At 42.2% G+C, this 26,806-nt stretch carries 31 protein-coding genes; 14 read left to right on the forward strand and 17 right to left on the reverse strand.

Going from position 1 to position 26,806, the window contains the following annotated elements; all coding sequences use genetic code 11:
• The first annotated feature begins 167 nt into the window (after positions 1-167).
• Positions 168-407 carry a hypothetical protein gene (locus ACFFAP_RS05830; RefSeq protein ID WP_375510337.1) on the forward strand — a complete coding sequence of 80 codons (240 nt, stop codon included), beginning with the start codon at positions 168-170 and terminating at the stop codon, positions 405-407.
• 78 nt (positions 408-485) lie between these two features.
• On the opposite strand, the gene ACFFAP_RS05835 is transcribed toward ACFFAP_RS05830, so the two are convergent.
• Positions 486-950 (reverse strand): WYL domain-containing protein, encoded by a 465-nt coding sequence (locus ACFFAP_RS05835; RefSeq protein WP_375510338.1) that lies wholly within the window; start codon positions 948-950, stop codon positions 486-488.
• On the opposite strand from ACFFAP_RS05835, the gene ACFFAP_RS05840 reads away from it, so the two are divergent.
• The 4 genes from ACFFAP_RS05840 to ACFFAP_RS05855 all read left to right on the forward strand — a co-directional run bounded on the left by ACFFAP_RS05840 (position 927) and on the right by ACFFAP_RS05855 (position 4,685).
• Positions 927-1,526 (forward strand): hypothetical protein, encoded by a 600-nt coding sequence (locus ACFFAP_RS05840; RefSeq protein WP_375510339.1) that lies wholly within the window; start codon positions 927-929, stop codon positions 1,524-1,526. The two genes, ACFFAP_RS05835 and ACFFAP_RS05840, sit on opposite strands and share 24 nt — an antisense overlap.
• A gap of 185 nt (positions 1,527-1,711) precedes the next feature.
• Complete coding sequence (locus tag ACFFAP_RS05845; RefSeq protein WP_375510340.1) at positions 1,712-2,398, forward strand: hypothetical protein; 687 nt, start codon at positions 1,712-1,714, stop codon at positions 2,396-2,398.
• Positions 2,399-2,443: 45 nt separating this feature from the next.
• Positions 2,444-2,839 carry a hypothetical protein gene (locus tag ACFFAP_RS05850; RefSeq protein WP_375510341.1) on the forward strand — a complete coding sequence of 132 codons (396 nt, stop codon included), beginning with the start codon at positions 2,444-2,446 and terminating at the stop codon, positions 2,837-2,839.
• A gap of 247 nt (positions 2,840-3,086) precedes the next feature.
• On the forward strand, positions 3,087-4,685 hold the full coding sequence (locus tag ACFFAP_RS05855; protein WP_375510342.1) for an Hsp70 family protein: 1,599 nt from the start codon (positions 3,087-3,089) through the stop codon (positions 4,683-4,685).
• Here ACFFAP_RS05855 and ACFFAP_RS05860 read toward each other — a convergent pair whose 3' ends face one another.
• The 5 genes from ACFFAP_RS05860 to ACFFAP_RS05880 form a co-directional block, all read right to left on the reverse strand.
• On the reverse strand, positions 4,686-5,081 hold the full coding sequence (locus ACFFAP_RS05860; RefSeq protein WP_375510343.1) for a type II toxin-antitoxin system VapC family toxin: 396 nt from the start codon (positions 5,079-5,081) through the stop codon (positions 4,686-4,688).
• The gene (locus ACFFAP_RS05865; protein ID WP_375510344.1) at positions 5,065-5,259 is read right to left on the reverse strand and encodes a hypothetical protein; all 195 of its coding nucleotides are present in this window, start codon (positions 5,257-5,259) and stop codon (positions 5,065-5,067) included. Before ACFFAP_RS05865 ends, ACFFAP_RS05860 begins: the two co-directional genes overlap by 17 nt.
• 558 nt (positions 5,260-5,817) lie before the next feature.
• Complete coding sequence (locus ACFFAP_RS05870; protein WP_375510345.1) at positions 5,818-6,357, reverse strand: L,D-transpeptidase; 540 nt, start codon at positions 6,355-6,357, stop codon at positions 5,818-5,820.
• Positions 6,358-6,859: 502 nt separating this feature from the next.
• Positions 6,860-7,372, reverse strand: coding sequence for a L,D-transpeptidase (locus ACFFAP_RS05875; protein WP_375510346.1), 513 nt, complete (start codon positions 7,370-7,372; stop codon positions 6,860-6,862).
• Between the two features lie 113 nt (positions 7,373-7,485).
• Positions 7,486-8,118, reverse strand: a complete 633-nt coding sequence (locus tag ACFFAP_RS05880; protein WP_375510347.1) for a bifunctional 4-hydroxy-2-oxoglutarate aldolase/2-dehydro-3-deoxy-phosphogluconate aldolase — start codon at positions 8,116-8,118, stop codon at positions 7,486-7,488.
• A 298-nt stretch (positions 8,119-8,416) separates the two neighbouring features.
• Here ACFFAP_RS05880 and ACFFAP_RS05885 point away from each other — a divergent pair, with 298 nt between their 5' ends.
• Positions 8,417-8,659, forward strand: a complete 243-nt coding sequence (locus tag ACFFAP_RS05885) for a hypothetical protein (protein WP_375510348.1) — start codon at positions 8,417-8,419, stop codon at positions 8,657-8,659.
• A 572-nt stretch (positions 8,660-9,231) separates the two neighbouring features.
• Positions 9,232-9,504: a GlsB/YeaQ/YmgE family stress response membrane protein gene (locus tag ACFFAP_RS05890; RefSeq protein ID WP_375510349.1), complete on the forward strand. Its 273-nt coding sequence runs from the start codon at positions 9,232-9,234 to the stop codon at positions 9,502-9,504.
• A gap of 356 nt (positions 9,505-9,860) precedes the next feature.
• Here ACFFAP_RS05890 and ACFFAP_RS05895 read toward each other — a convergent pair whose 3' ends face one another.
• On the reverse strand, positions 9,861-11,972 hold the full coding sequence (locus ACFFAP_RS05895; protein WP_375510350.1) for a M3 family metallopeptidase: 2,112 nt from the start codon (positions 11,970-11,972) through the stop codon (positions 9,861-9,863).
• 225 nt (positions 11,973-12,197) lie between these two features.
• Between ACFFAP_RS05895 and ACFFAP_RS05900 the strand changes: the two genes are divergently transcribed.
• Both ACFFAP_RS05900 and ACFFAP_RS05905 read left to right on the forward strand, forming a co-directional pair.
• The gene (locus ACFFAP_RS05900) at positions 12,198-12,320 is read left to right on the forward strand and encodes a hypothetical protein (protein ID WP_375510351.1); all 123 of its coding nucleotides are present in this window, start codon (positions 12,198-12,200) and stop codon (positions 12,318-12,320) included.
• 190 nt (positions 12,321-12,510) lie between these two features.
• Positions 12,511-13,467, forward strand: a complete 957-nt coding sequence (locus ACFFAP_RS05905) for a hypothetical protein (RefSeq protein WP_375510352.1) — start codon at positions 12,511-12,513, stop codon at positions 13,465-13,467.
• 258 nt (positions 13,468-13,725) lie between these two features.
• Here ACFFAP_RS05905 and ACFFAP_RS05910 read toward each other — a convergent pair whose 3' ends face one another.
• Together ACFFAP_RS05910 and ACFFAP_RS05915 are read right to left on the reverse strand one after the other, a co-directional pair.
• Complete coding sequence (locus ACFFAP_RS05910; protein ID WP_375510353.1) at positions 13,726-15,546, reverse strand: ABC transporter ATP-binding protein; 1,821 nt, start codon at positions 15,544-15,546, stop codon at positions 13,726-13,728.
• An 88-nt stretch (positions 15,547-15,634) separates the two neighbouring features.
• Positions 15,635-16,435, reverse strand: a complete 801-nt coding sequence (locus ACFFAP_RS05915; protein WP_375510354.1) for a DUF6816 family protein — start codon at positions 16,433-16,435, stop codon at positions 15,635-15,637.
• Positions 16,436-16,553: 118 nt separating this feature from the next.
• Between ACFFAP_RS05915 and ACFFAP_RS05920 the strand changes: the two genes are divergently transcribed.
• A complete protein-coding gene (locus tag ACFFAP_RS05920) occupies positions 16,554-16,892 on the forward strand; it encodes a carbon dioxide-concentrating mechanism protein CcmK (protein ID WP_375510355.1) in 339 nt (112 codons plus the stop codon).
• Between the two features lie 5 nt (positions 16,893-16,897).
• Here ACFFAP_RS05920 and ACFFAP_RS05925 read toward each other — a convergent pair whose 3' ends face one another.
• The 5 genes from ACFFAP_RS05925 to ffh form a co-directional block, all read right to left on the reverse strand.
• The gene (locus tag ACFFAP_RS05925; RefSeq protein ID WP_375510356.1) at positions 16,898-17,302 is read right to left on the reverse strand and encodes a ChuX/HutX family heme-like substrate-binding protein; all 405 of its coding nucleotides are present in this window, start codon (positions 17,300-17,302) and stop codon (positions 16,898-16,900) included.
• A gap of 49 nt (positions 17,303-17,351) precedes the next feature.
• On the reverse strand, positions 17,352-18,305 hold the full coding sequence (locus tag ACFFAP_RS05930; protein WP_375510357.1) for a PhoH family protein: 954 nt from the start codon (positions 18,303-18,305) through the stop codon (positions 17,352-17,354).
• Positions 18,306-18,805: 500 nt separating this feature from the next.
• Entirely contained in the window at positions 18,806-19,249 is a 444-nt protein-coding gene (locus ACFFAP_RS05935; protein WP_375510358.1) for a KH domain-containing protein, read from the reverse strand.
• Positions 19,206-19,472: a 30S ribosomal protein S16 gene (gene rpsP / locus ACFFAP_RS05940; RefSeq protein WP_109011669.1), complete on the reverse strand. Its 267-nt coding sequence runs from the start codon at positions 19,470-19,472 to the stop codon at positions 19,206-19,208. Before rpsP ends, ACFFAP_RS05935 begins: the two co-directional genes overlap by 44 nt.
• Positions 19,473-19,646: 174 nt before the next feature.
• Positions 19,647-21,113, reverse strand: a complete 1,467-nt coding sequence (gene ffh, locus ACFFAP_RS05945) for a signal recognition particle protein (RefSeq protein WP_375510359.1) — start codon at positions 21,111-21,113, stop codon at positions 19,647-19,649.
• A gap of 215 nt (positions 21,114-21,328) precedes the next feature.
• Between ffh and ACFFAP_RS05950 the strand changes: the two genes are divergently transcribed.
• Positions 21,329-21,958: a Uma2 family endonuclease gene (locus tag ACFFAP_RS05950; RefSeq protein ID WP_375510360.1), complete on the forward strand. Its 630-nt coding sequence runs from the start codon at positions 21,329-21,331 to the stop codon at positions 21,956-21,958.
• Between the two features lie 591 nt (positions 21,959-22,549).
• Here the strand turns inward: ACFFAP_RS05950 and ACFFAP_RS05955 are convergent.
• Genes ACFFAP_RS05955 through ACFFAP_RS05965 form a run of 3 tightly spaced genes read right to left on the reverse strand, consistent with a single transcriptional unit; the run spans position 22,550 to position 24,764 of the window.
• Positions 22,550-23,035: a hypothetical protein gene (locus tag ACFFAP_RS05955; RefSeq protein WP_375510361.1), complete on the reverse strand. Its 486-nt coding sequence runs from the start codon at positions 23,033-23,035 to the stop codon at positions 22,550-22,552.
• A gap of 53 nt (positions 23,036-23,088) precedes the next feature.
• Positions 23,089-24,471 carry an aminopeptidase P family protein gene (locus tag ACFFAP_RS05960; RefSeq protein WP_375510362.1) on the reverse strand — a complete coding sequence of 461 codons (1,383 nt, stop codon included), beginning with the start codon at positions 24,469-24,471 and terminating at the stop codon, positions 23,089-23,091.
• A gap of 47 nt (positions 24,472-24,518) precedes the next feature.
• The gene (locus ACFFAP_RS05965; RefSeq protein ID WP_375510363.1) at positions 24,519-24,764 is read right to left on the reverse strand and encodes a hypothetical protein; all 246 of its coding nucleotides are present in this window, start codon (positions 24,762-24,764) and stop codon (positions 24,519-24,521) included.
• Positions 24,765-24,939: 175 nt separating this feature from the next.
• Here ACFFAP_RS05965 and ACFFAP_RS05970 point away from each other — a divergent pair, with 175 nt between their 5' ends.
• The 3 genes from ACFFAP_RS05970 to ACFFAP_RS05980 all read left to right on the forward strand — a co-directional run bounded on the left by ACFFAP_RS05970 (position 24,940) and on the right by ACFFAP_RS05980 (position 26,795).
• Positions 24,940-25,065, forward strand: coding sequence for a hypothetical protein (locus tag ACFFAP_RS05970; protein ID WP_375510364.1), 126 nt, complete (start codon positions 24,940-24,942; stop codon positions 25,063-25,065).
• 86 nt (positions 25,066-25,151) lie between these two features.
• Positions 25,152-25,952, forward strand: a complete 801-nt coding sequence (locus ACFFAP_RS05975; RefSeq protein ID WP_375510365.1) for a PhzF family phenazine biosynthesis protein — start codon at positions 25,152-25,154, stop codon at positions 25,950-25,952.
• Between the two features lie 396 nt (positions 25,953-26,348).
• Complete coding sequence (locus ACFFAP_RS05980) at positions 26,349-26,795, forward strand: DUF4332 domain-containing protein (RefSeq protein ID WP_375510366.1); 447 nt, start codon at positions 26,349-26,351, stop codon at positions 26,793-26,795.
• Positions 26,796-26,806: the final 11 nt, after the last annotated feature.

Raw genomic sequence — 26,806 nt, forward strand, 5'->3', positions numbered from 1 at the left:
TTCCCCAGAGGTTATTTTTTTTAAATGCAATGCCTAATCAGATTTTTTAATCGTTGTCTAAGTTTTGATATCAGCAAGTTATCTTCAAACCAGCTGACATTTGCTAGCAAGTATGTGTAAAGTAATTGAGAGTCAATCACTATATCTAATTTTTGACACATCTATCTATGGTTAGAAAAACCCAACGTCTTTTGCTGCTAGTTGTTTGCTGTAGTATAACTGGTGTAATTTTAGGAGGTACTGCCGGTTGGGCAGAAAGTAGTCTCTGCCTGGAAGACAGTAAGGTTACAAGTGAGTGTTTAATCCAAGATCCGATCCAAAAAACTATCCAAGGAATGAGTACCGGATTGTTAGCTGGGGCTGGGGCCGCTTTCGGTGCTGTATGGCAGTTACGGCATGAAGATTGAGCGTAAACTATTTACCACTAACCCGGTACTCCGGGTTAGATTAGTTTCTGTTGAAGTTGGGCGGTGGATCTTCCTGATTTATGTGGCTTTGGAAGAATACCGATCTATTAATGCACGAGCAAATTTCTGGTGTTGTTCAGCTAGATATTGAGGAGAGATGAACTGAGCATTGCCCATGAAGCGGTACACCCAGCGACAAAACTCCTCCAGCGATCGCTTAGGTAATTTAACAATGTAATCTACGTAAGTAGGTTTGCCATCTTTTCCCTTCGGGCCCAGTTCAATGTTTTGCTTAGGATGTCGCTTCTCGCCCTCTTGGATAAATTCCATAACTTCAGGAAAAAATCGAACTTTCACTTCCACAAGCTCTAGTTCTCCACAAATCTCCCGTCGCTGATCTTGTCTTGAACCCAACTTCAACCCCCAACCTGCCTTTAAGAGCCGATGAGCGATATGCACGCTTTTCCATTGGATATTTAACCCTCGGCCTTTGCTATCCAGCAGCGTTGCTTGCTTCAAATGGATACCGGAAAGATTGATCATCGAAAATTGCCTGGTAAGGTTCGTGAGGATTTATTGAACAAAAATATTCCTCATCAACTTGGCTCGAAGGATCGTTATCATTTGGCTAAAGTGATTAAGGTTGTATATGGATTTCGCTCTGATCGCGGTGCTGTTCACATATCAACCGAGTACACCGCAAACTATATGGATTCAATGCTAGTGCTTCATGCAAGCAAATGGATTTTTGCAGAATTTCTCCGCCTAGTTTGGAATCGAGATCGAAAGGTTGTTGCAGAAACCATTGCCCAAATTGTTCAATTAGAACATTCAGTAATTCATGAATTGGACGGAAAACCTCTAGTTCTGGCAAGGGATATTTATGCAACGGATGAAGTTCTGTTGCTGCTGTATCATGCCGCCAATAATCGTTTGAGTCGGGCTGAACTACGTGAACATGCTACCAGCCAGAACCCTCAAAACGTTAATGTTGCTATATCTAGGCTAATCAAAAGTAAGGATATTCGACCTGTTGCAAAGGATGAAGTTGCTCTGACTCCTAATGGTCAAAAACGAATCCTTGAGCAGGTATTGCCTAAGCTCGTTCCCCAAAAATAGAATTCCTAGTTCAATTGCAGGGTACGCATTTATCAAATACCGTCTAAATCATAGCGAAGGTGACAAATGATGCAACAAAGTGAAGATTTCTTAAAGTAGTTGAGAGTTAATACAGATGGAACTCAGCTACCAGTTACTCTATCTTTTAAGGATAAATAAGCTACTTTACAAGCGATCGCACACTAATGGACGACAGCAAGGCATTGTTTGACTACTGGCATGACCAAGTTCGGTTGAAAAATTCTGAGTTAATTGCAGATCCTGGACACGTCAAAACCCAGGATCTACGCCATGATTGTACCAACTACGATGAACTTTGGCGTAGCCCTGAAGTTCAACAACTAGGAGAACCAGATCGTAGCAGGGTTATTGCTATTATTAAGTATGAATGTACAGCTAAAGTTCTACAGAATCGGGCTGGTCGTCTTCGCGATCGCGCTAATGAGCTTGAAGTAGCTTGTCATGAACAAGATCAACAAAAATCCAAGCTCCTAAGTCTGATCAAAGCATTACAAGAGAAACTGTTTGGCAAAGACAAAGAAATTAAGAGATTAGAAGCACGAATTGCCTCGCTAGAAGCGGAAAATGAAGCCTTTCGATCGGAAGCTGAGAATAGTAAAGCTCAGGTGGAATTGGTTAAAGAACTAGAGCAGCTTAAAAAGAAATACAATGAAGTTGAGAAGCGAAGACAGGAATTAGCTCAAAATAATAAGAGTTTAGGTGGAAGAGTTGCCCATACCAAAAGATATAAGCAGCAAAGAGATGAAGCAATAGCTTTAGTTGAACAGCAAAAACAGCAAATTGCTACATTATTTCAAGAGAGTCAGCGTCTTCGTGAAGAGAATGAAAAACTTTATCAAAAATTAAAATAAGCGGATCGATAAAATGCTCTAAATTGGGGACGCTCGATAGTAATCATGAAACTTCAAGAGTTAAAAGCTAAAGTCTATGAGTTAGCTGGAGTAAATAATACCAAACAACTCAAGGCAAAAATTCAGGAGATTAAGACGTTAGATATGCGTCTTAAAACCTCCTGGGAAAAAACTATTGCTATTCTTCAAAAACCGCAAACTGAGCTTGAGGAGTGGTTGGAAAATCCACCTGAAGAATACAAACATATTTTTTATGAAATTACTGAAGCCTCTCAAAAATATGATCAGAAATCAGCACAGACGAAACAGTTAGCACAAGAGGTATTGTCAGTAGCGAATAATCTTGAAGGACTAGCAGAGGAATGTCAAGACGAAGCAGATAAAATCAAGCAAGAAATTGAAATAACTAGACGGATTTCAAAACAAGCCAGACTGAACTAGTTTTCCCGGATTTCTCACAAGTGAGAAAAAATCATTGAGGTGAGCAAAACTTAGGGTAAGTTATTTTATACAATACCAAACTAGATTCAAAAACAGAGTATGGCGACGTAGAAACCGAAATAATAAAGATAAATAAGATACAGATAAAATAACAACTACTGAAGCAAACATCATTGAAACCAATTATAGAGAATAATCACAAATAAAGTAACTTTAGCCTCTTTGTGCGAGATAATAAATATAAAATATGGCGATCGCAATCGATTTTGGTACTAGCAACACAGTCATTGCTCGTTGGAACCCCGTAACCCAACAGCCAGAAACCCTGAATCTACCAGGTTTATCAATTACACAAAGTCTCAATCCACCACTGATTCCCAGCTTGGTTTATGTTGAAGACGCCACAAAAAATCAAGTCTTAGTAGGGCAACAAGTTCGCGATCGCGGTCTTGACCTCAAAGGCGACACTAGATTTTTCCGCAGCTTCAAACGCGGTATCGGTGCAGATATCCAAGGTTTCTTACCCGAATTAGATGGGCAACTTGTCACCTTTGAGCAAGTAGGGCAATGGTTCCTCACCAAAGTAATTGAAGAACTAGCTCCCCTGCAAGGTGGGTTAGATTCTCTAGTGTTAACCGTACCCGTAGACAGTTTTGAAGCCTATCGTCACTGGTTGGGGAAAGTTTGCCAAGCCCTTCCCGTTGAACAGGTGCGGATGCTGGATGAACCCACAGCCGCCGCCTTAGCTTATGGCTTGGCAGATCAAGAAATTCTCTTGGTGATTGACTTTGGCGGGGGCACTTTGGATTTGTCCCTTGTCCGGTTGGATCAAGGCGTGCAAGCAACCACAAAACCGCTTGGATTTATCCTCAAGTGGGGTAATAAGTCCCTGGCTGAAGATTCAAAACAAAAAGTTAAAACAGCCCGTGTCTTGGCGAAAGCTGGGCAGAATTTAGGCGGTACTGATATTGATAATTGGTTAGTAGATTACTTTGCCAAAACTCAAGAACTGGCGGTAAGTCCGTTGACAACAAGATTGGCAGAACGGGTAAAAATTCAGCTATCTAGCCAAAACCAAGCTAGTGAAGTTTATTTTGATGATGAGACATTTGAAAGCTATGAACTGGAATTAAACCGCGACACTTTTGAAAATATCCTCAAAGAACATGCATTTTTTGAGTTACTAGATGAGTCGATGACGACACTGTTGCAGCAAGCAAGACGCCAAGGAATAGAACTTCCAGATATTAATGCAGTTTTGTTAGTTGGTGGGACAGTACAATTACCAGCAGTGCAGACATGGATAAAACAGTATTTTGAGCCAGCAAAAATCCGTTGCGAACGTCCTTTTGAAGCGATCGCTCAAGGTGCATTACAGCTAGCACAAGGGATACAAATTAAAGACTTTCTCTACCATAGTTATGGTATCCGCTACTGGGATCGCCGCAATCAGCGTCACAAATGGCATTCTTTAATTAAAGCTGGACAGGCATACCCGATGAGTCAGCCAGTGGAATTAGTCTTAGGCGCTTCTGTGGAAAATCAGCCCAGCATTGAACTAATTATGGGAGAATTGGGAGCAGATACAGGTAATACCGAAGTTTATTTTGATGGCGATCGCTTAATTACTCGCCGTATGGACAATAGTGAAACCAGTGTCAAACCCCTCAACGAGCAAGAAGGCGCGAGGACAATTGCCCAACTGACACCAGCCGGATATCCTGGAAGCGATCGCATCAAAATTCTCTTTCAAGTTGATGAGCAACGCTTTTTGCGAATCACTGTTGAGGACTTGTTAACGAATGATACGCTGTTGGAAAATCAACTTGTGGCACAGTTGAGTTAATTAATTAAAAGGATTTAAAAGTGGGATACCGCAACCGTCGAAATCCCGGATGTTGCGCGTTACTAAAGTCAATTGATAAATTTGAGCAGTAGCAGCAATCATCATATTTGCTTGGGTGTGTGTCTTCCCACTTAATCTTAGTTGACCTCGCAATTCACCGGAGCGCTTGGCAATTTCAATGGTGATAGGCAATACTTGACAGTTATTTTCCAAAAAGTTCTCGAACCATATTTGAATTCTAGGGTTAGGCTTGGATGTCAGTCCGTAAAATATTTCTTCAACGGTGATTGCACTCAGAATTATTGAGGAAACTCTTTCTACCCATTTCAGTACACCAGAGTTAGGTTGCAGTTTTACTAATTCGCTGATAATGTTAGTGTCACAGAGAAAAGTCATCGATAGCATCAGCAAAAGGGTTTGGACGGTCTTGGCAAGAGGGTACTTCGAGGATATAATCTTCCTCAGTCGCTATCTGGCGTAATTCTCTGAAAGCATCAGCTAAAGAAATCTTTTCGCGCTGCTTGCGCCACGTCAAAAATTCTTCAAACATCTCAGCTTCGACAACAACAGCCAAGCCACCAGTTGATTTCTGTTGTATATGAGTTGCGGTTCTTTAGTTACGGCATGAATCAGTTCGGAGAACCTCTGTTTCGCTTCTGCAATTCTCCAGTTCATTCTCCTACCTCTTTTATTCATAATCATGTCTATTATAGACATGATTTATACCTATAATTTGGTTTTCGCCAGAAAGCGATGTCTACGATGGTCACTGACTTGTACTGAGCATCTCGACTTACTTCGACTACACTCAGTACAAGTCGCTCGATGGAACCGCAGTCGAAGTAGCTTTGTCGTACTACTTCGTGGATTTTGCTACGCGCAGCGTCTCGTAGAGAAGTGCGGGCTATTCGGCGTCGCACTTTAGAACTTACTTCTAAGGGTAAGTAGTTGAGTAGTTGAGTAGCTCATAGCTCCTAAATCCCTCGAAGATGTGTTTTTAGTCTATCAGTGATGTAGGGTACATTACACTCGGCAATTCTCACCTGAATTTATAGACAGGTAAGAATTGCCGCAATGATTAATTCATCCTCACCATAATTCGTAATTGAAACTTTTAATTACGAATTACAAATTATTTCCGCACCACTACTAAAGTTCCATTGCTAGCCCAGTTATAAAGATTGCGAGCTTGCTTAACAGGTAAATTTACGCAACCGTGGCTGACTGGAGTGCCAAAACGATTGTGCCAGTAAGCACCGTGGATGGCATAGCCTCTGTAGAAATACATTGTGTAAGGAACATCAGGAATATTGTAGTCCCTGCCTCGCATCCGATGAGTGCGATACTTAGAATTAATCCGAAATCTACCTATGGGTGTGGGGGTCGATCGCTTGCCTCCAGAAATGCGGTATGAATAAACAAGTCTTTTACCTTCCCATGCACGTAAGCGTTGCTCTGACAAGTCAATTTCAATCCAGCGAGATTGGGATGTTTGCCTGATATTAGATGCAGTGATGCCGTTTTCATCCAGTGACGCGGCTGTTGCTGTAGTAAAGTTGGGTGTACCTGCTAAAGGTGATGACCAAGAAAATAGAGTTGCCCCCATCAGCGCCACACCTGTACAAAAAGTTCCTAAAAAACGAATTCTACCACTGCCAATCCAAGATTGCATTATGCCTTACCTTCTAAACTACGCAAAAATTATGAAGTGAAGTAATTTTCTGGAAACTACAAATTTCCAGATAGACTACTCGCTTCCTGTTGAGGATTTACGCAATTCATCCGCTAATGCTTTCAAAACAAGTCCTAAGCTAATCTGCATCTAATTTGAACATTTGTCATTTGTCCTTAATTAAATGATGAGTTCTAACTAATGACTAATGATCAATGACTAATTACAAAGGACACTTTTACAAAAAATCTGTCATTTAAATGCTTAAATACAAACTTTCCCCAAATTTATATTTGCATTTTTAATTTCACACAGTAATTGTCAGGATTTACGCTTATTATTTTGGGCAAATCGTTAAATGCCCTCTTCTGTATTTTATTTCAAATTCAGTAATTCCGACTCCGAAGATTCCCAGCATAAAATATTGCTGGGAATCACTCAATTGTCTTGATTTGTTGTTATTAATGATTTTATCTAAATTGCCTTTTGGTTGCTTCACCTACTATTTCTGGATAACTACTGGTGTCCCTACTGATGCCCACTCGAATAGCCATTTAGCATGTTTAGGTGCGAGATTCACACAGCCGTGGCTAACTGGAGTGCCAAACCTTTTATGCCAGTAAGCACCGTGAATACCGTAATTCCCTTGGTAAAACATCGCATAAGGAACGTTGGGAACATTGTAGTTTTCTCCCTGCATCCGCGTAGTTTTAAACTTGGATTGAATTTTAAAAGTACCAACAAGAGTGGGAGTAGCTTTTTTGCCAGAAGAAATGGCACTGCCATAAACTACTCTGTCACCTTCCCAAGCTATTAACCGTTGCTTTGAAAGATCAATTTGAATCCAGCGCTGATCTGATTGTTGTAATGTCTGGATTTTTTGTGCAATCACTTGATCTTTGGTACTCGCCCAAACCTCACTCGTTCCAGTAGTAGTAAAAACACTTAAGGACAGTGCTGTACCAGTAAGGAGTATTTTTAAGTAACGCACCCAGTCAGGATACAGTTTTTTCATTTTAGATACACTCACACTCAAATTATCGGGTCTTGAGAAACTTATCAGTTTTTACTTTTGTTTCCCTATCTATTACTTTAATGGACGTGAACTTTTGATGATTTGATTCTAAGTTAACTTAACTGTTGTATCAGCTTTCTTGCCCCAGATGCGATCGCTGCCCAATTCCCCTCTGTGACAAGCTTTTTAGGAAATAATTCCCCGCTCAAACCTACAGCGATCGCTCCGGCTTGCAAAAATTCTTTGGCATTTTCTAAAGTGACACCGCCAGTAGGAATTAAGGGAATCTGACCTAGTGGCCCTTGCAAACTTTTAATATAATCAGCCCCTCCCACTGCTTGCACGGGAAATACTTTTACACAACTAGCGCCCTGACTCCAGGCGGTAATAATTTCTGTAGGAGTCATAGCTCCTGGGATAATAGGCACATCTTTTTTTTGTGCTGCTTGAATCATTGCCAAATCAACGTGGGGTGTGAAAAGAAATTGCGCTCCAGATGCGATCGCTTCTTCTAGCTGTTGCACATTGAATAGCGTACCAGTGCCAATGGTACAGGCTGGTAATTCCGAACGTAGTCGAGTGATTAATTCCCCAGCGCGATCGCTATTCCAGGTAATCTCAATTAACTGCATTCCCCCAGATGCTATAGCCATTGCCATTTGCTGTCCCACTTCGATTTTTGGGGCCCGGATGACTGCGATCGCTCGATGTTTTTGCAATTGTGATAACCAAATTTGATTAGGCATTTTGACTGGAAATTAGGGATTGGGGACTTGTACTGACCGCAGTCGTTCGCGTAGCGTCCCCTAGAGAAGGGAGCCGAAGTATTAAGGATTATGGATTATAGATTGGGCGAATATCAAGCAAATTTTCCCACTCACCAGTCCTCATTCCCCAATAAAAGCGTGACATAGTAACAGCGATCAGCTCTCAAGCTTGCTTCTTGTATCAAATTATGAGATATTATAAATAACACTAAGTCTATCGAATTACCGTATTTTTAAATTAAGTACCTCAGCCTTTGGAACTAAAGGAGTAATTAAAATGACAATTTCACGACAAAACCCAGCAGGATATTTACCAATTACCATTTATGATTCCAAAAGCATGGAAATAGGCAGTCTGTGGAAGCTTGTCCGACTAGGTGCAGTACAAATAAATGGATTTTGGTGGCGTACTAAGTCATACGGAACGATTCTAGGGGTTATGTTGCTAACCTTAGTCAGTCTGATTTTCCTAAGTATGCATTGGTCTTATCGCCGACTGTTCCCATTTTTCAGCCATTGAGTCATTAGATATAGGAGTGAAAAAGAATTGTTTTGACGTAGCATTGCTACGTCTCTACAAGGGTTCTGGGTAACGCATATTTAATTTCTGGAGATGTCTATTGACTAAACTCGTCCTATACATCGCCTAATTTTGCTTCCTTTACATTACTTTAGAGACAGTCATTAAAAACTCAGCTTAATTCTTCTAGTAGAGGAGAGAGCTACTTAAAAATGCATATACTGCAATTACCAAGCAATAGTTTGATAAGCGCCTAGTTAAAGACCAACTAGGAGCTTTTTTTTAATTGATTATCTAGGTCAATGGGGGCACATATAGCAATCCGATTTGATTTCTGAATTACTCGTAGAGACTGGGGGCTGGGGACTCAATACTTGGGACTGGGAAGAAGGAATAAAGGTGTACTGAGTTTTTTTCACGCAATCAAATATGAGTCCTATATCAAAAAACTTAGTTCCAATTAAACTCTTCCTTATGATTATTAATGATTAATTCTGATGGTAGATAGAACAATAGATAAATATTGATAATATGTATTTGTCGAGTAAAAAACGTTTACCAAATTAATAACAATGAATATTCTTGCTTGGATTGTTTTAGGTCTAATTGCTGGTGCGATCGCTAAGGCTATCTACCCCGGTCATCAAGGTGGTGGAATTCTGGGAACAATCTTACTAGGAATCATCGGTGCTTTTGTTGGCGGTAGCTTAGGCGTATTCTTCACTACACGAACATTAGCTTTAGCTGCCCCTAGTCTTAGCATTCCTGGTATTGCGCTAGCAGTTCTTGGTGCAATTGTTGCGGTTTTCCTGTGGAACTTAATAACCCGTAGCAGTGCTGTATAAAAGCAAGTTGAGTAGAATGAGTGGGGGGAATTTAGGAAATTCATTTAACTATTGTAAATTAAATCAGAAAAATAGCGCCAGCCTGTGATTAAGGTGGCGCTATTTTTTTGATTAAGGATAATCGGAAACTGCGTACTTCTAAGCTTGTAGTTGTAGGCTTTGGCGCAGACGAGGTATTCTTTTTGATCAATTTTCTTAGAATCTGTTAGGGTGCATTATGGACTAATGTTCATAACGCACCGAAAATCTAAGATGGTGCGTTAGCTTACGGCATAACACACCCTACAGCTTATATTCCGCAGGTTGGCGATCGCTAAGGATTGTTTGTAAAAATTTGATCCGAGTAAGGATGTTGTTTAGTTTACAGCAGCACTGACTAAACCATTGTGCCTGAGCAAAGCGATCGTACTTGGTTCACGACCCCGGAAAGTTTTAAACACCTCCATTGGATGTTGACCACCACCAAGTGCTAGCACCGTATCCCGATAACGCCGACCTGTAGCTTTTATAGCCTCTTCATCTTCTAGCCCAGCTTCTTCAAAAGCGGCAAAAGCATCAGCACTTAGTACCTCGGCCCACTTGTAACTGTAATAGCCTGCTGCATAACCACCCTCAAAAATATGTCCAAAAGCACATAAAATTGCATCTTCTGGAAGTGGCGGTAAAACGCTAGTAGTCTTGGCTATGCGATGACGCACATCTGAGGGAGTTTCATTACTACCAGGGTGATAGCGGAAATGTAGTTCTAAATCAAGACTGCTCAGGTGGATTTGCCGCAACGTGGCAGTACCACTCATATAATTACGTGCCGCTAGCAGCTTTTGATAATAATGCTCCGGTAGGGCTTCACCAGTTTCGTAATGCTTCGCCATTCCAAAGAAAGTAGGTCGCTCATAACACCAGTTTTCCATAAACTGACTAGGTAATTCCACTGCATCCCACTCCACGTTATTGATACCTGCGGCTCCGGTATAGTCAACCTTGGTGAGCATGTGGTGCAATCCATGACCAAACTCGTGGAACAAAGTCTCTACTTCATAGAAAGTCATCAAACTAGGTTTACCATCTATGGGAGGGCTTTGATTACACACTAAATAAGCTACAGGTAAGCGGATAGCAGTCACACCATTTTCAGTGATTTTGCCCCGATTGATGCACACATCCATCCAAGCACCACCGCGTTTTTCTGCTGGACGGCTGTAAGGGTCTAAGTAGAAGTACGCTATGGGAGAACCAGTTTCGTCAGCAATTTGGAAATAACGGACATCTTCATGCCATACTGGCGCTTGACCATCGGCAGAGGTGACAGTGACGCCAAACAGCCGCTTGACTAGTCCAAATAAGCCGTCTAACACTTGGGGAAGAGGGAAGTAGGGACGCAATTCTTCAGAGGTAAAGGCAAATTTTGCTTCTCGTTGGCGTTCTGCCCAAAAGCTGATATCCCAGTGTTTTAAATCCTCAGCTTCTGCTGCTTTCTGTGCTGCTGCAAAAGCTTTGAGTTCTGCCAAGTCTTTGACAGCAGCATCATAACTAGCGCGGCGTAGTTCTTCTAATAGGGCGTTGACTGCCTCCACATTGGGAGCCATTTTACTAGCCAGGCTCAATTGGGCAAAACTTTTAAAGCCTAGTATCTCTGCGAGTTCTTGGCGTAACTTCAAAATGCGCTCAATTAAGGGATTGTTATCCAAATCGCCAGCAGAAGCGCGGGTGATATGAGCTTTGTAGAGCTTTTCACGCAAATCTCGACGGGTGCTGTGCTGCATGAAAGGGCCATAACTGGGGAAGTCCAAAGTAATCCGCCAGGGGCCATTTTCTGGTGTGGCATCGCTTTTGCCAGCTGCACGAGCCGCTTGGGCTGCTAAACTCACTAAGCTTGGTGGTAAACCGTCAATTTCCGCTTGTGTTGTTAGGGTTAAGCTGAAGGCTTTAGTGGCATCAAGTACATGGTTAGAGAATTTGGTAGAAAGTTCTGCTAACTCCATTTGTATAGCGTTAAAACGCTCTCTTGCCTCTCCTTCTAAGCCAACACCAGAAAGTTCTGCATCTCGGATGGCGGCTTCTACAATGCGCTGTTGGGCTAATTCTAAAGTTACCCAACTATCACTGCTACGGAGTGCTTTAAAAGCATTATAGATAGGTTTACTTTGACCGAGCTTGTTGATAAATTGTACAACTAATGGCTGTACGATTTCATGAGCTTCGCGCAGTTCCGGGCTATTTTTAACACCCATTAAATGATTCACCACCCCCCAACTCCAGGTAAGCCGTTCAGTCAGCTTTTCTAAGGGTTCTACTAAACCACTCCAAGTAGGCTGTACATTAGCCTCTAAGGTGGCAAGCTGCTGGTCAAGTTCTGCCAGCAACTCATTGAAGGCTGGTACTACTCGTTCTGGTTTAATCTCTGCAAAGGCAGGTAAACCAGTGCCTTGGAGTAAGGGATTGTCGGAAATAATGGTACTTGCACTCATGGTTTTGTGTGAACTGTGAAGGAATAAAAATCATTGTTGATTTTTATATATATATCTTCTAATGTAGCGATCGCTGTGCTAATTATTCTTGCCATTCTGACAAAAAGGCAAAAAAAGCGATAATTATTCAGAAAATTATCCTAATACAGCTATTTTGTTTGCTTTGTGAACAATATCTGACGGCGTGACAGTTACAGAAATATCAGAGCGATCGCCATTCACGTAGTGGACGCACCATCGCAGAGTGCATTCACCAACCTCAACTTGACCAAAGGCGATCGCAAAAAGACATCATTAATGTACTATGTCAAACAGGTAGCGCGTCCTCCAGCATCGGCGTTATCCTGAAAGCGCAGTTTCAGTTCAAGAATCCCACGCTTTCAAGGCGTGAGAGTGTCCAAATTAACTGAGTGCGATCAAGCGTCCTTCCCGAACCGAAAAAGGAAGCTCTATATTTATGATTTTATTTGGCAACTCATCTTTTTACTCGTAAAATCGAAAACAAGATCAAGCTCAGTAGAAAAGAGTCCCTAAATTAATGAGTACGTTAATCAGCCAGGGTGGAAGAGCTATCACTAAATTTCAGGTGGTAGACCGGATAAATGATATCGTTTGGCAAGCTCACCAAGGTAGCGTTGCTGCGATTATTCAGCTATTGAACGAAAAGCTAGCCAAGTCTGGTGTCAGAACTAGAGCCATTTTTTCTGATGGTGTCTTACAACTTCTGTGCGAGGCGGCTAGGATAGAGCAACTTGAGCAATCTCCCCTCGTAGAACAAATCCAGCAAATTCTTGATTCCATCGCCCCGCGTTACATTCGGCGAGTCAATATCAACAGTCGGATTGTTCGGGAACAACAATTACTGTGGTTAAAGGAAATACATAGCGATCGCGACAACCAATTGCTTTGGTCACAGGAAATTACGTTAATTCAGCCTAATATTGTAAAGCAATTAATTACAGATTTCACAGAAGCTCAAGCTGAACTAGGAAAGCCAAATTTTCCTAGAACTCAAGTCTCTCGTCCTTTAGTACTTATTAACAAAGAAAAACACAAAAATAAGTCGAAAACAAAGATAATAGCCGCGGCTGGTTTATGCTCACTTTTTTTGCTTAGTTGGGTTGTTTATGCCCAGTTAGGTAATAACCTGATAAACCTAATGCAATTACAAACTTCTAAATCTGTAACTCCAGAAAATACGAGCGATCGGAAAGTTCAAACACCACTTAGTCTTGCTAAGAATAACCTTTCTGACCCGTCTGATGACCAATTTGCCATAGCCGTGCGAATTGCCAATCAAGCTTCTGCATCTGGTAAAACAGCTACAGTCTCAACTCAATGGTTAGATATAGCTGCTAAGTGGCAACGGGCTTCAGATTTAATGAGTACGGTGCCAAAAAAACACAGCCGTTATCAGGAAGCCAAGATTCGTACTCAACTTTATAAAAAATACAGTGAGGCGGCGCAGAAAGAAGCAGATAAGAGTAAATCTTAGTTTTTTGTTATTAGAAAACTTCGATTACTGAGCGGGCACAATTCAGTAGACAATGATTTTTACTTAAAATCTATTATCACATATTGTATACATCATAACTGGTGGCTCAAAATTTTGATTTTTGTACTAAATACTGTTGGGGACAATTAGAAAAAAATCGACCTTATTGTGTTGTCAATAAGGTCAATTTAATCAAGAAAATTGATTCGTGGAGTCAATCTAAAATCCAAAATCCAAAATCCAAAATCTGTATGTCCCCTAACTCAGGAGTTCTCCTGTTTCTTGCAGGGAGTGCAAGCGGCGGTAAATACCTTCGTGACGCAAAAGTTCATCGTGGCTACCCACTTCTACAATCTTTCCTTGCTCCAGAACTACAATTTTATCGGCTTCCCGCACTGTACTTAAACGGTGGGCAATAACAATGGTGGTGCAAGTGCCTTGAATCGATCGCATCGCTAGCTGAATCGAACGCTCGGACTCATAATCTAAACTAGAGGTAGCTTCGTCAAAAATCAGTACGTCTGGTTCCACTAACAACGCCCTAGCAATTCCTAACCGTTGTCTTTGTCCTCCAGATAGCCTGACACCTCGTTCTCCCACGACGGTGTAATAACCTTTGGGTAAGTGCTGCACTACTTCATCGACTCTGGCAATTCTACAGGCTTCTTGAACCTGCTCCAAACTAGCGTTCGGTCTGCCGTAGGTAAGGTTATCCAATATAGTACCGTTGAAAACGTCTACTTCTTGGTGAACGATCGCTAATCTTCGTCTATACTTACCTACATCCAAAGTGCGAATATCTTGACCATCAATCAGGATTTGACCTTCTTGAGGTTCAAAATATCGCAACAGCAATTTCACTAAAGTAGACTTACCAGAACCGGAACGCCCCACTAATGCCACTGTTTGGTATGGCTCAATCAACAAGTTGATATCTTGCAAAACTTGACGGTTGGAATCATATCCAAAACTGAGGTGCGACAACTCAAGTTTTCCGGTAAATTTATAAGGTGATTCTGTCTGGTTACTCTCTTCTAAAAGACTAGCTGAATCAGATGGAGTTGGCTCTTGCAGAAATTCGTGAAACCGCAGCATAGAAGAATAACGACGGGCGAAAACTTCTGCCAAGTTACTAATTGGTTCTAATTCGGCATAAGCCATGCTAGAAAGAGTTAAAGTCATGACAAAGTGACCAAGAGAAATTTTCCCATTTACTGTTGCTGCTAAAGTCAAACCCAGAATTGCAAACACACAAAACTGAATTACAATTCTTTGCCAAGTACCCAGTTTCACATAACCTTTGTGGATGCGATAATCAAGCACCATTAGTTCACGATTTAAACGTTGCTTTTGGCGTTTCAGTTCCTTAGCTTCTGTAGCAAATGCTTTCACCGTTTTGATATTGGTGATTAATTCAGAAGTGCGGCTTTCGGTGTCACCTCCATATTTATCCAGACGACTTTCATACCCAATTAGTTGTTGTAAATTATTCAAGCTGAAGCTGAGAATAATTACAAAAGAAATTAGATATAAAATTGCAATCCGCCACTCAATGAACAAGATAAACACAAAAATTCCCAATACACGAGCCAGTTTAGGAATCAACTGTCCGGCAACTTCAGGGTAACTAAAAGTGTGGTTCTCAACGCCTCTAGCTACTTTTCCAGCGATGCGTCCGGGGTTATTTTCGTCATAAAATTCCAGTGGGAGAGTAAGAATTTTGGCGATCGCCGCTTCGGTTTTATCTCGACGCGACTTGAAAGCTATATCCCAGTGAAACCAACCAGTCAACCAAGGTTGTGTCGGTGCTCTCACTACAGTGACAATGAATATTAAACCCAGTAATACTCCTAAAGATAGAGTTTTATTAATTGGGTAATTGGTGATGTCAGAAAAACTTGCGATCGCACTTTGAAGTGGTTTATCCAAAGGTTGATTAGACAAAACGTTTAAAATCTGCCCGATCGCGTAAGGTACCACTAAATCAATAACTTCGTAAATGCTAGATGCTGTAATACTAAAAACACTCTGCTTCCAGTAAGAGCGAAAGTAATTGACGATATCTCGAAATTTTGCCATGATGCACACTGTCCAAGGGCGCGATCGTAAACTTGGAATTTACATATTACAAATGTATTACAAAGCAGTCAAGGGCTACAGATTTAAATCACTCCTTTGGAGTAGTAGGCATTTGTGCAGGGATAAATTCTAGGCGATAGCGATAGAGGGAAACTGGTCGAGAACCAGCTTTAAAGTAATCTGGATCTTGGGGTGAAAGATAGACAGCAGTAACTTGATCTGCCTCAATTGCCGGATTAGCTGTTGGAAGTTTATGATAAGCGGTGGTAGATTCTACAGAGTTTAAATAGGGGCGTGAACCGCCTTTAAATAGTTGTTGAAACACTTCTGTAGTGATGAACTTGCCATCAGGGGTAGTTTCTGTAGCCCGTGCAGTCACAATGGAAACTAGTTGGCGACTGCTACGCAAGAACGTAATCTGACGATTAGGTGAATCTGGATCTACTTTGACTAATAATACTGCTTCATCCCCTAAATAAGCTCTTGCCAAATTCAAGCTATTAAACGCTCTATCTGCTACTAAAATTGGGGATTTTTTATCTATCTGAGGTATTATCTTTAACGCCGAAAGATATGGTTGCTCTTTGACAAATCTGACTACAAAACTCACAGGCTGATTTAATTGTCGGCGATTACCTTCAAATCCTGGAGTTACGATTTCTGGTGCTAAAGGTGCAGCTAAATCTACCAAAGTACTTGTAACTTGCCAAGTACCAGCCATCCATTCAGGGTAAACCAAATCACCCGAAGCCGGTTGTACTGAAGTTAATTTTTCCCATTGAGGAAAATTTGCTAACCGTTCAGACAACTCTCCTGCAAAAGCTTCACCACCCCACAGAAGGAATAAAAACAGCAAGCAAAAACTCCAAATTCCCTTGATTGTAAGCATTAGTAGTTTTATATTTAACGTTTATTATTTCTCGATTAAAAATTAAGTAAGTTTGTGTAAAAAATTAAAACTTTGTAGTAAAATATTTGACCTTACAATCCCAAATTATGGTTATAGCATGACATTGGCACTAGGCATGATTGAAGTTTATGGCGTTCCTACAGCAGTGGAAGTGGCAGATGCTATGTGTAAAGCTGCCCGTGTAACCCTTGTTGGTTATGAAAATACTGACTTGGGACGAATTACCGTGTTAATTCGGGGGGTTGTGGGCGAGGTAAATGTGGCGGTGACAGCAGGACTAAAGGCGGTGCTGAGAGTTAACGGTGGTGAGGTGCTTTCTTCTCATATTATTCCCCGCCCCCACGAGAATTTAGAATATATTTTACCGATTTATCGCAGCGTTAATGTGGAGCAGTTCAGTGCAGATATCCGATTTCCTCCACCCCTATCAGTTTAGCTGTATTAAATTTCTGCTGGTAAAGGTTGCCAAGTTTCCCCATACTGCTCCCGTAAAGCTTGCCAAGCTTCCACCTGACCTGGTTCATATTCGCCAGGTTTACCCCATTGCAAAAAGAGGCTTAAAGCAGGCTCTTGTTTATCATCTAAAAATCGAATAGCATAGGTTGTAAAATTACCCCTCTTCGCTTCACCTGTTTCAAATTTGACCTGAGTGATTTTGTCCATATTCAAGTGAAACTCAAAGCCTTCAGTATGCATATTCGCGTACTTACCTTTAGGCAATTCTGCATAAAATAACTTTTCTATTTTGCCTCGTGCTTCTAATACAGCAGCACTGCTAGTAACAATTAAACGCAAAGTTCCTAAAGTCTCACAAGCTGCTAAAAATTCTTTCAAAGTAGTACTCATAAATTGCTATCCTTTCTCAGTTTTTTGACAAATGACTAATGACAAATGACTATTTTTCGTATTGTTCATAAGCGGCGACAATGCGCTGAACTAGAGGATGGCGCACGACATCCTTTTGGGAAAATTCGCAAAAAGCAATGCCTTCAACGTGTTTTAAAATTTGTAAAGCCACTCCTAAACCCGATTGTTGGTGAAGTGGTAAATCTGTTTGTGTCATGTCGCCTGTAATTACCATCCGAGAACGGAAGCCCAAACGAGTCAAAACCATTTTCATCTGAGCAGGTGTAGTATTTTGTGCTTCATCCACAATTACAAAGGCGTTATTGAGGGTGCGTCCCCGCATATAGGCGAGTGGTGCGACTTCAATCACACCGCGTTCCATTAAACTTGGTATTTTTTCTGGATCGATGAATTCATAAATAGCATCGTAAAGTGGGCGAAGATAGGGATTAACTTTCTGCTGTAAGTCTCCAGGTAAAAAACCGAGTTTTTCACCGGCTTCGACGGCAGGGCGAGTTAAAATTAGCTTTTCAAACTGGTTAGCAAGAAGTGCTTGCACAGCGACAACAACAGCGAGATAAGTTTTGCCGGTACCAGCAGGCCCGATACCAAAGGTGAGATCATGTCTACGAAGTGCGTCGATATATTGACGCTGGCGAAAGGTTTTGGCACGGACTTCTTCACCCCGGCGACTTTTGGCAAGGACATCTCGCTGTAAATCTTGCAGTTCCCTTTGCCGATCGCTATCTATGGCTTGACGAGCTGTTAAAATATCGGCACTGGAAATAGTATTGCCTTTAATCCAGAGGTCTTCAAGCGATCGCACTAATCGAGAAGCCAGATCAATTTGCCCTTCGTTACCAGAAATCAGTAATTCCTGTCCGCGTAGCACTAAAGTGGCTCCTGTTTGCCGAGATAGGATTTTGAGATTTTCTTCTGCATCTCCCGCAAGAGCGATCGCACTGGGAATATTGGGCAGCTGAATTGTTAAGGCACCTGCCATAAAATTTCTAAATTGGTGAGGATCTGTGTTTGACAAAGGTTAATGTTTTTTCGCCCTTGGCGAAATTACGCTTTTATTACTTACATTTTGGAAAAATTTTTGCAACAAATGAATTGTCGTAGGGGCATAAAACTGTACGCCCCTACTGGTCAAAAAAAGGAAAAGGGGCAGGGGGTGGAATCCCCATACATGAATGTAGAGCTGCTGAAAGTAAGGACGTATTATTTCTCGTGTTACACATCTCGAAATAAATACTTTTACTTTTGGGCATAAATAAATTTAGTTGCTCTCTAACGTTTGTGGCAGTGTATTTCAGTATCTTTCTCCCTGCCCCCTCTCCCCCAATCCCCACTGCGTGGGGGCCCCTTTCCCCCTGCTCCCCTGCCTCTTCGCTGAAGAGTTCAAAAAAAGATCCAAAAATCTTTTTGCTACTTTCCATCTTTACAAAAATTCTGAGCGGAGGTAACTACAACCGCTCAGACTTGCTCTCTAGTTTCAACCTAGCGGAGGCGGGGTTTAACAATGGGTTTAGGCCCATCATTTCCACGCGGTTCTCTCCTAGTCGGCGGTGGCGATCGCTCTTCTGTCTCTTCATCAAAAGACATACCCTCGCGACCCGGCGTAGTGCTGCCGTAGATATCCAGGTATACTGATTGCCCAGCAGCAGCAGCGGCGGCGGCGGCAATTACTGTACGAATTGCCTGAATATTGCGTCCCCCTCGACCAAACACTTTCCCTTTATCCGTGCTTTCAAAGGCGATGCGAATCCAAGCCCGGTTGAGGCCCTGAGAAATTTCACAATCGACGCTTAAAGTCTCTGGAGATTCCAAAAACGGCTGCACTAAAAACCGAACCAGCCCAACATAGTTGGGACTAGCTGTTGGGGATATTGTTTCGGAATTATGATGCGGCTGTAGCTGTGGCACTGACCTGTTCAAAAACATTGGCTTTTACTAAAATGCGACGGACGGTGTCAGTGGGTTGAGCGCCTTGTTGTAGTCGCTTGACGATGCCGGGAACGTCTAGTCGCACTTCATCAGTTCTGGGGTTGTAGAATCCCAACTCTTCTAGGGGACGACCATCGCGGCGAGCGAGGTTGTTAATGGCGATAATGCGGTAACTTGCTTCCCGCTTTTTACCGTATCGCTTCAAGCGCAGTTTGATCATGGTTGAAGAATCTATTCTCCTAATTGGTAAGTATGCCGAAATGCTAATTTTAGCACTCGTCTAGCATTTGGTGCTATTAGTCATTAGTCATTAGTCATTTGTCATTAGCAAATTACCAATGCTCAATGCCCCATACTTCGACGCCGCTCAGTACAAGTGCCCTATGCCCAAGAACTAAAGATTGCCGAAACCTTTTTTCTTTTTATCTTTGGTTTTTTTCTTTTTCGTGCCTGTGGCATCACCGCCATAACCTCGCCATCCGGGGGCTGGGGGACGATTGCCTGCACCTGCGAAGGCGTTGCCCATACCGCCGCCGCCGAACATTCCCGGCATTCCAGGGAAGCCACCTTGACCCATTTGCTGCATGAGCGATCGCATTTTTTGGAAATCACCCACTAGTTTAGTCACATCTGACTCTCTATAGCCGGAGCCAGAAGCAATTCGCCGCCGCCGACTGGGAGAACTGGCTAATAAATCGGGGTCGTGGCGTTCTTGGCGAGTCATGGAGTTAATCATCGCCTCACAGCGTTTGAGCTGGGTTTCTCCCTGCTTGAGCTGATCATCTGAGAGCTTGTTCATCCCTGGAATCATCTTGATCAAGCCTCCCAGAGATCCCATATTCTTCAACATCCGCAACTGCTTGAGAAAGTCAGTAAAGTCAAACTTTGCTGACAAAATTTTCTCCTGCATTTTTTCAGCATCTGCTAAGTCAAACTCTTCCTGGGCTTTTTCTACCAGGGTCAGCACATCGCCCATTCCCAAAATCCGGGATGCCATGCGATCGGGATAAAACGGTTGCAGTGCCTCGACTTTCTCACCCACGCCCACAAATTTAATCGGCGCTCCCGAAATCTTTCGCACCGAAAGCGCTGCACCACCACGGCTATCACCATCCAACTTGGTGAGAATCGCCCCAGTAATTCCGATCTGCTCATGGAAGGTGCGGGTAAGATTAGCTGCCTCTTGACCAGTCATCGCGTCCACCACCAACAGAGTTTCATCGGGTTGGACAGTTGCTTTGATCCGGGCTAATTCCGCCATCATGTCTTCGTTAATTTGCAGGCGACCAGCAGTATCAATAATTACTGTGTTTACACCTTCTGCCCTAGCGCGTTCTACACCCTGTCGGGCAATTTCTACGGGATCTGCGTCGCTTCCTAGTTCAAATACTGGTACGTCAATTTGCTTACCCAACGTCACCAACTGGTCGATCGCGGCTGGACGATATACGTCTGTCGCCACCAACAAACAGCTACGATCTAATTTTCTCAAATGTAAGGCTAACTTAGCGGTAGCTGTGGTTTTACCAGTACCTTGCAACCCAGCCATTAACACAATAGTAGGCTGTTCCTGGGCTTCTACGATGGGAACATTTTCTTCTCCCATCACCTGCACCAATTCATCGTGAACAATTTTGATGAACTGTTGATCAGGTCGCACGCCGGTAACCACCTCGGCTCCCTGTGCTTTGGCTTCGACTTCGCTAATAAAATCTTTGACTACCTGGAGATTGACATCTGCTTCCAACAAGGCGCGGCGCACTTCGCGCAATGCATCTTGAATGTTGGATTGAGAAATTTTATCCTGTCCCCGCAGTTTTTTCCAGGCGGCTTCTAAACGGTCAGATAGAGCATCAAACATAATGTAATTACAGGTAGTTCGCCAATGAGGAATTCTAAACCGCCGATGAATGCGATTCCGAATTTCCGCTAAATTTTAAACGTGCTATCTACCAGCTTAGTATTTTTCACCCCGACTGTAGCAACCAGATACCTACCTTTATAGAAGATTGAGCTTAAAGTACAATGAGGGTAAGAAGGGCTATTGTACAGCGAGAACCTACATCACATATCGCTATGACTAGCAACACACTGCTTCAACCCACAGAAATCATCCACCTATCGGGTATCAGTTGGCAAACCTATGAAAACTTGCTAACTGAACTTAGTGCTAGTCGCCGTCTCCGGCTTACTTACAATCGAGGTACTTTAGAAATCATGGTTCCTTCACCTGAACATGAACGATACAAAGAAATTGTGGGCCGATTTGTGGAAACTCTAGCAGAAGAACTAGAAGTTAGAATTGACTGCCTTGGTTCTACTACTTTTAAACGTCCACAACTTAGTGGTGCAGAACCAGACAAATGCTTTTACATTGAAAATATTAATCTAATAAGAGGCAAAAAAAGAATAGATTTAACGCAAGATCCACCTCCAGACTTGGTAGTAGAAATTGATATTACTAGCAGCTCTAAAAATCGCTTTGAAGTCTATGCTGATATGGGTGTGCCTGAAATCTGGCGATATGATGGCAATTCTTTTAGTATTAACGTTTTAGAAAATCAGAAATATATATCTGTTGAACAGAGTTTAGTATTTCCCAATCTGCCATTAACAGAAATTTCTAATTTTTTAGAGCAGGTGGGAGAAAAAGATTATTTGGAATTAGTTAAAGAATTTCGCCAATGGGTTAAAAGCCAAATTTAATATTAAATTAACGAATTAATTTAGACAGATATATAATATTAATTGTAGCTTCTACTAAAATTGAATGAGTGTTGCGAGGATATTCGAGAAGAAAGGATTAATTCCTTTACATTTGAAATAAAGTTAAAAACAATTGAACAGATAATTGAAACCTATAATCGTTTTGAAGCTTATTTAGTAGAAGTGCAAGTTATCCAACAACTAGGAATAAGCTTTCAAAATTGGCTTCAGTTAACCCCACATACAGAAGGTCAACAGTATGCAGTCGAAAGAATATATATTATCCCCTCCCAACCACTAAACTTGAAGTAGTGCTGGGTGTAACAAATGTGTATGTCGGTTTCTAGAAAAGATTTTGAATTCAAAGGTTGGTTGACTTGGACTGAATGGCGATCGCATTCTTGAGTTAATCCACGGGGAAGCAGCCAAAACTTGCAGCAGTGGCAGCTTTGGCAGAATACGAGCAGTTTGGCTGTCCCAAAGTCCCGACTTGGGTAGTCGAAGGCGAAAGATTTTGGGCAAAAGATCGCCTTGATTGGGTTGTCGAAAAGGTAAAGCAATTATCTTAACTCTTTCTAAAGAGTCACCCTTTTATAATTGAGTCGCCGCTGGTTTTGAGAGCTGTTGTTGATAAAAGCGGACAACTTTTTGCACATACTCAGCAGTGAAACCTTTGTTACAACCTGTATAACTACCAGTCATCCACCAACAAGCTGCACCACGCACAGATGCAATTTCATTATTATTGGTGGCGCGAAACTGATTGGTTAACTCACGGCGCGTGATGCAAGAGACAACTTGGCGGGCGATCGCAGGGCTGTTTTCAAACTGCGTCGGTGTTAGTTCTCGTTTGAGACAAGTTTTTGACCAGCCTTTGAGGGTTTCTGGTTTAACTTGCCATTGGCTGTAAAGTCCATCGTTGGGGTTTTTTGTCTGCGGTGCAGCCTGTCGCAACGCCTCTACCATCGCCGCAACTTGGGTATCAGAAACCGGCTGCTGTGCTTGAGCTAATAATGGTAATAGTCCGAAGGTGACAATAACTCCGTTGAGTAGTAATCCTATGGGTTTTTTTCTCATAAGTTAACATCCTATGCTTTTACGCTATCAATTAGCAAGGCATGATGCACAGATTAACAACCTACTAAATTTTCTATCGTATCGGCACTATTCGGTAATGCGGCTGTTAAAACTTCGCTACCTTCTGTGGTAACTAAAACATCATCTTCGATGCGGATTCCGCGCACATCAGCAAATTCAGATAAACGCTGCCAATTCACCACATTCTGATATTTTGAGCGGACATTGGTATCATTTAAAATTGCTGGCACTTGATAAAAACCAGGCTCAATTGTGACTAACATTCCTGGACGCAAAGGACGATTTAAACGCAGGTAACCTAAGCCAAAGCGATCGCTCCTAGAACGTCCCTCTTCATACCCAGCTAAATCACCTAAATCTTCCATATCATGAACATCTAAACCTAGTAGATGACCGATACCATGAGGGAAAAACAGCGCGTGGGCATCCATCTCTACTAAATCTTGAGGGTTTCCTTGTAAAATGCCTAACTCTACTAAACCTTCAGCTATGACCCTAGCAGCTAGCAAATGAATATCCCCATACTCTGCACCAGGGTATATTTTGGCAATGCAAGCATCATGGGCTGCCAGCACAACATTATAAATATCTCTTTGGGTAGATGAAAATTTACCAGAAACGGGCCATGTACGAGTTACATCACCAGCCCAACCCGTCTCAGTTTCAGCGCCAACATCGGCAAGTAATAAGTCACCTGGTTGTAGGGGATGGTGATACTGTTCGTTATGCAAAACTTCACCGTGAACGGTGACAATACTGTTGTAGGAGGTAGTCATATTGTGGGCAATAATAACCCCTTCCATCGCTGCCCGAACTTCTGCTTCCAGCTTGGCTTTAGGTGTTGCAGCCATCCCAGCTTTGTGCGCCTCAACAGTGACAGCCGCAGCTTTTCGCAACTGGGTTAATGCAGCTTCATCATGAGTGAGGCGAAGAGAAGCGATCGCTTTAGCTAACTCCAAGTCAATTCCTTGGGGAGGACTTTGTGGTAAAACCCATCTATTTAATAGCTGCGATTGTTGCGTCCAAGTAGCTGCATCTTGTACAGCAAGTGTGGCGGCATCTTCTACCCAAGACTCTAATTCTGCCATTGGTCGAGCCACATCTGCCCCAATCTTCTGGGCTATTTCCTGGCCCTTTGGCATTTCTCCATGCCAAAGGGCGCTACTGGGTGATGGATCATCGATGAATAGTTCTAGCTTGCCCGCTTCTAAACGAATTGCCGCATTTGATAATGGTAGTCCGGCAAAATAGAGGAAATGACTGCTAGCGCGAAACGGAAAGGGATTTGCAGGAAAGTTGCGCGAACTATTGCTACCTGACCACAGAATTACTGGAAAATCAATCAGGTTGGCTAGTTGTTGCCGTCGGAGGCGTAAAGTATCGATTAGGGAAGTAGAAGTTTGTTGGATTAGCATAAATGGAAATTCAAAAAGAAGGGTAAAGGTTATAGCTTTGCCTTTATTTAATCGTTATCGTCTTTATCGTCATCGTGTTTATTATCCTTGCGATCGTCATCTTTGTCATTCTGGTTTGTTTGGTTAGGCTGTTGCGTAGGTTGTAGGACTGGTTTTTGTTGCTCAGTTGGAGCTGGTGGCTGCGGTACTTCAACAACACAACTAACTAATCCTCCAGAAATGAGCGCTAAGTTGATAACAGCAAAGGTGCTTCTGAAAATTTTTATCCTCAAGTTTCCATTTGGATTCAACATTGATTTGTGCCAAAACAAAAAGTCGAATTTACTTAGAGTTGAATGTAGAAAGGCGTTAACAAAGCGAAAGTACAATTTTGCTTCTCTAAAAATCGCTATCATCTACGAAAAGAAACCGCCGTGTGTGGGCAAAAACATATTCTAGACGATAGTGAAATTAGCGGCAGTCAATGTCGTGGTATTAATACCAGTCAGCGTTGCCAAAATTTCATTAGTAGCAGTGACGATGATGTTGTTAAGGCTAGCTTTAAAGCCACTGCTGCATATCCGTCTAAAGACAGGTGACTTAATAGATTACTAAAACTTGTGTAAAATTTATCTTTGGCTACGTGGATCTCATTTTACTGATTTACGAACAGCGACTGATAGTACTTTGAAAGTAATTTTATGGGAAAAATCATTACTCAGGTTGATGCTTTCACTAATACAGCGTTTGCAGGTAATCCTGCTGCTGTCTGTGTTTTACCTACTCCCCAAGATGATGCTTGGATGCAAAACATAGCGCAGGAAATGAATTTATCTGAGACGGCTTTTCTAGTCAAACAAAACGATCGCTTTAATCTGCGTTGGTTTACGCCGACGGTGGAAGTGCCACTTTGTGGTCATGCAACCTTAGCTAGTGCCCATGTGCTTTGGTCAGAAGGACATTTATCACCTGATGAAGTTGCGCGTTTTTATACCAAAAGTGGAGTACTCGTTGCCAAGTTACAAGGTGAATGGATTGAGTTAGATTTTCCCGTGAATTACTCCAAAGCCACAGTCGCTCCTCCAGAACTGGGACAAGCTTTGGGTGTACCATACAAATCTGTCTGCCAAAATTCCCTTGGCTATTTAGTGGAATTGGAATCTGAAGAATTAGTGCGGCAAATGCAGCCCAATTTCCAGCTACTAAAAACATTGCCTGTAACTGAAGTCATTGTCACCAGCCTCACACAATCTGATTCTCAATATGATTTCGTCTCACGGTTCTTTGCACCGGGATTAGGTATTAATGAAGACCCAGTGACTGGGGCGGCTCATTGTTGTCTCGCTCCCTTCTGGCGCGATCGCTTGCACAAAGATAATCTGTTGGCTTATCAGGCATCCAGTCGCGGTGGGGTAGTGAAGGTGTATTATGACGGAGGCGATCGCGTCTTTCTCGGCGGACAAGCGGTAACTGTGATGCGAGGTGAATTATTTACCGGATAAACCTAATATTACCAATCAATCGCATCCGGTAAAAACTCACTATCTGGGACTGTTTCGGCAAAACTTACACCTAACTCTATTTTTGGCAAAGGTATTGATCATCGACTTTACCTAATTTTTGCGCGATGCAATCGCATTGTAAGCCGACACAATCGCATTGCAAGCCAACACAATCGCATTGTCAGTCGATGCAATCGCATTGTCAGTCGATGCAATCGCATTGTCAGCCGATGCAATCGCATTGTCAGCCGATACAATCGCATTGTAAGACGATGCAATCTCATTGCAAGAGGTTGGGTTAAAATCGCACAGCAATACAAATAGACTGCAAGAGCCTACTTTTGCAAAGAAGCGACTGTCACAATATCTAAACAAGCCTATATTTTAAATTCAAAAATGTCTGCTAAAAATACAAATAATCCAAGTCTTATCACATCTCGTGACTGGCCAATTGAGCAATTACCTGGACTGAACCACGAGGAACAATCTCAACTGCAACATTGTGGGATTACTAGCACAGTAGCGCTAGTCAAACAAGGAAAGACTCTAGAGAAAAGACTAGCGTTAGCAAATAAACTACAGATTCATCTTCAGTATGTAAATAAATGGATGGCTTTAGCTGACTTGGCGCGTATTCCCAGTGTAGGCATACAATATTGTGGTTTATTGCTTCATGCAGGTATTGCTTCTGTAGCACAGTTAGCTCAGACTCCCACTCACAGATTGCACCAACAAATTATGCGCTTGCAGGTAGCAACAATGCAGCGACGAGATTTGTGTCCAGCGATTGAATTAGTACAACAGTGGAGTCAGCAAGCGAAAATAGTGGGGAATGGGGAGTAGGAAGTGGGGAG

The organism is uncultured Nostoc sp., from assembly GCF_964245575.1.
In the GTDB taxonomy this organism is placed as follows: Bacteria; Cyanobacteriota; Cyanobacteriia; order Cyanobacteriales; family Nostocaceae; genus Nostoc.

Coding starts and splice junctions, on each gene's coding strand:
- ACFFAP_RS05835 (WP_375510338.1), bottom strand. CDS start 950: ATGATCAATCTTTCCGGTATCCATTTGAAGCAAGCAACGCTGCTGGAT.
- ACFFAP_RS05855 (WP_375510342.1), top strand. CDS start 3,087: ATGGCGATCGCAATCGATTTTGGTACTAGCAACACAGTCATTGCTCGT.
- ACFFAP_RS05870 (WP_375510345.1), bottom strand. CDS start 6,357: ATGCAATCTTGGATTGGCAGTGGTAGAATTCGTTTTTTAGGAACTTTT.
- ACFFAP_RS05860 (WP_375510343.1), bottom strand. CDS start 5,081: ATGACTTTTCTCTGTGACACTAACATTATCAGCGAATTAGTAAAACTG.
- ACFFAP_RS05975 (WP_375510365.1), top strand. CDS start 25,152: ATGGGAAAAATCATTACTCAGGTTGATGCTTTCACTAATACAGCGTTT.
- ACFFAP_RS05965 (WP_375510363.1), bottom strand. CDS start 24,764: ATGTTGAATCCAAATGGAAACTTGAGGATAAAAATTTTCAGAAGCACC.
- ACFFAP_RS05950 (WP_375510360.1), top strand. CDS start 21,329: ATGACTAGCAACACACTGCTTCAACCCACAGAAATCATCCACCTATCG.
- ACFFAP_RS05930 (WP_375510357.1), bottom strand. CDS start 18,305: ATGGCAGGTGCCTTAACAATTCAGCTGCCCAATATTCCCAGTGCGATC.
- ACFFAP_RS05955 (WP_375510361.1), bottom strand. CDS start 23,035: ATGAGAAAAAAACCCATAGGATTACTACTCAACGGAGTTATTGTCACC.
- ACFFAP_RS05925 (WP_375510356.1), bottom strand. CDS start 17,302: ATGAGTACTACTTTGAAAGAATTTTTAGCAGCTTGTGAGACTTTAGGA.
- ACFFAP_RS05885 (WP_375510348.1), top strand. CDS start 8,417: ATGACAATTTCACGACAAAACCCAGCAGGATATTTACCAATTACCATT.
- rpsP (WP_109011669.1), bottom strand. CDS start 19,472: ATGATCAAACTGCGCTTGAAGCGATACGGTAAAAAGCGGGAAGCAAGT.
- ACFFAP_RS05980 (WP_375510366.1), top strand. CDS start 26,349: ATGTCTGCTAAAAATACAAATAATCCAAGTCTTATCACATCTCGTGAC.
- ffh (WP_375510359.1), bottom strand. CDS start 21,113: ATGTTTGATGCTCTATCTGACCGTTTAGAAGCCGCCTGGAAAAAACTG.
- ACFFAP_RS05905 (WP_375510352.1), top strand. CDS start 12,511: ATGAGTACGTTAATCAGCCAGGGTGGAAGAGCTATCACTAAATTTCAG.
- ACFFAP_RS05845 (WP_375510340.1), top strand. CDS start 1,712: ATGGACGACAGCAAGGCATTGTTTGACTACTGGCATGACCAAGTTCGG.
- ACFFAP_RS05890 (WP_375510349.1), top strand. CDS start 9,232: ATGAATATTCTTGCTTGGATTGTTTTAGGTCTAATTGCTGGTGCGATC.
- ACFFAP_RS05960 (WP_375510362.1), bottom strand. CDS start 24,471: ATGCTAATCCAACAAACTTCTACTTCCCTAATCGATACTTTACGCCTC.
- ACFFAP_RS05910 (WP_375510353.1), bottom strand. CDS start 15,546: ATGGCAAAATTTCGAGATATCGTCAATTACTTTCGCTCTTACTGGAAG.
- ACFFAP_RS05935 (WP_375510358.1), bottom strand. CDS start 19,249: ATGTTTTTGAACAGGTCAGTGCCACAGCTACAGCCGCATCATAATTCC.
- ACFFAP_RS05915 (WP_375510354.1), bottom strand. CDS start 16,435: ATGCTTACAATCAAGGGAATTTGGAGTTTTTGCTTGCTGTTTTTATTC.
- ACFFAP_RS05840 (WP_375510339.1), top strand. CDS start 927: ATGGATACCGGAAAGATTGATCATCGAAAATTGCCTGGTAAGGTTCGT.
- ACFFAP_RS05920 (WP_375510355.1), top strand. CDS start 16,554: ATGACATTGGCACTAGGCATGATTGAAGTTTATGGCGTTCCTACAGCA.
- ACFFAP_RS05895 (WP_375510350.1), bottom strand. CDS start 11,972: ATGAGTGCAAGTACCATTATTTCCGACAATCCCTTACTCCAAGGCACT.
- ACFFAP_RS05880 (WP_375510347.1), bottom strand. CDS start 8,118: ATGCCTAATCAAATTTGGTTATCACAATTGCAAAAACATCGAGCGATC.
- ACFFAP_RS05830 (WP_375510337.1), top strand. CDS start 168: ATGGTTAGAAAAACCCAACGTCTTTTGCTGCTAGTTGTTTGCTGTAGT.
- ACFFAP_RS05875 (WP_375510346.1), bottom strand. CDS start 7,372: ATGAAAAAACTGTATCCTGACTGGGTGCGTTACTTAAAAATACTCCTT.
- ACFFAP_RS05850 (WP_375510341.1), top strand. CDS start 2,444: ATGAAACTTCAAGAGTTAAAAGCTAAAGTCTATGAGTTAGCTGGAGTA.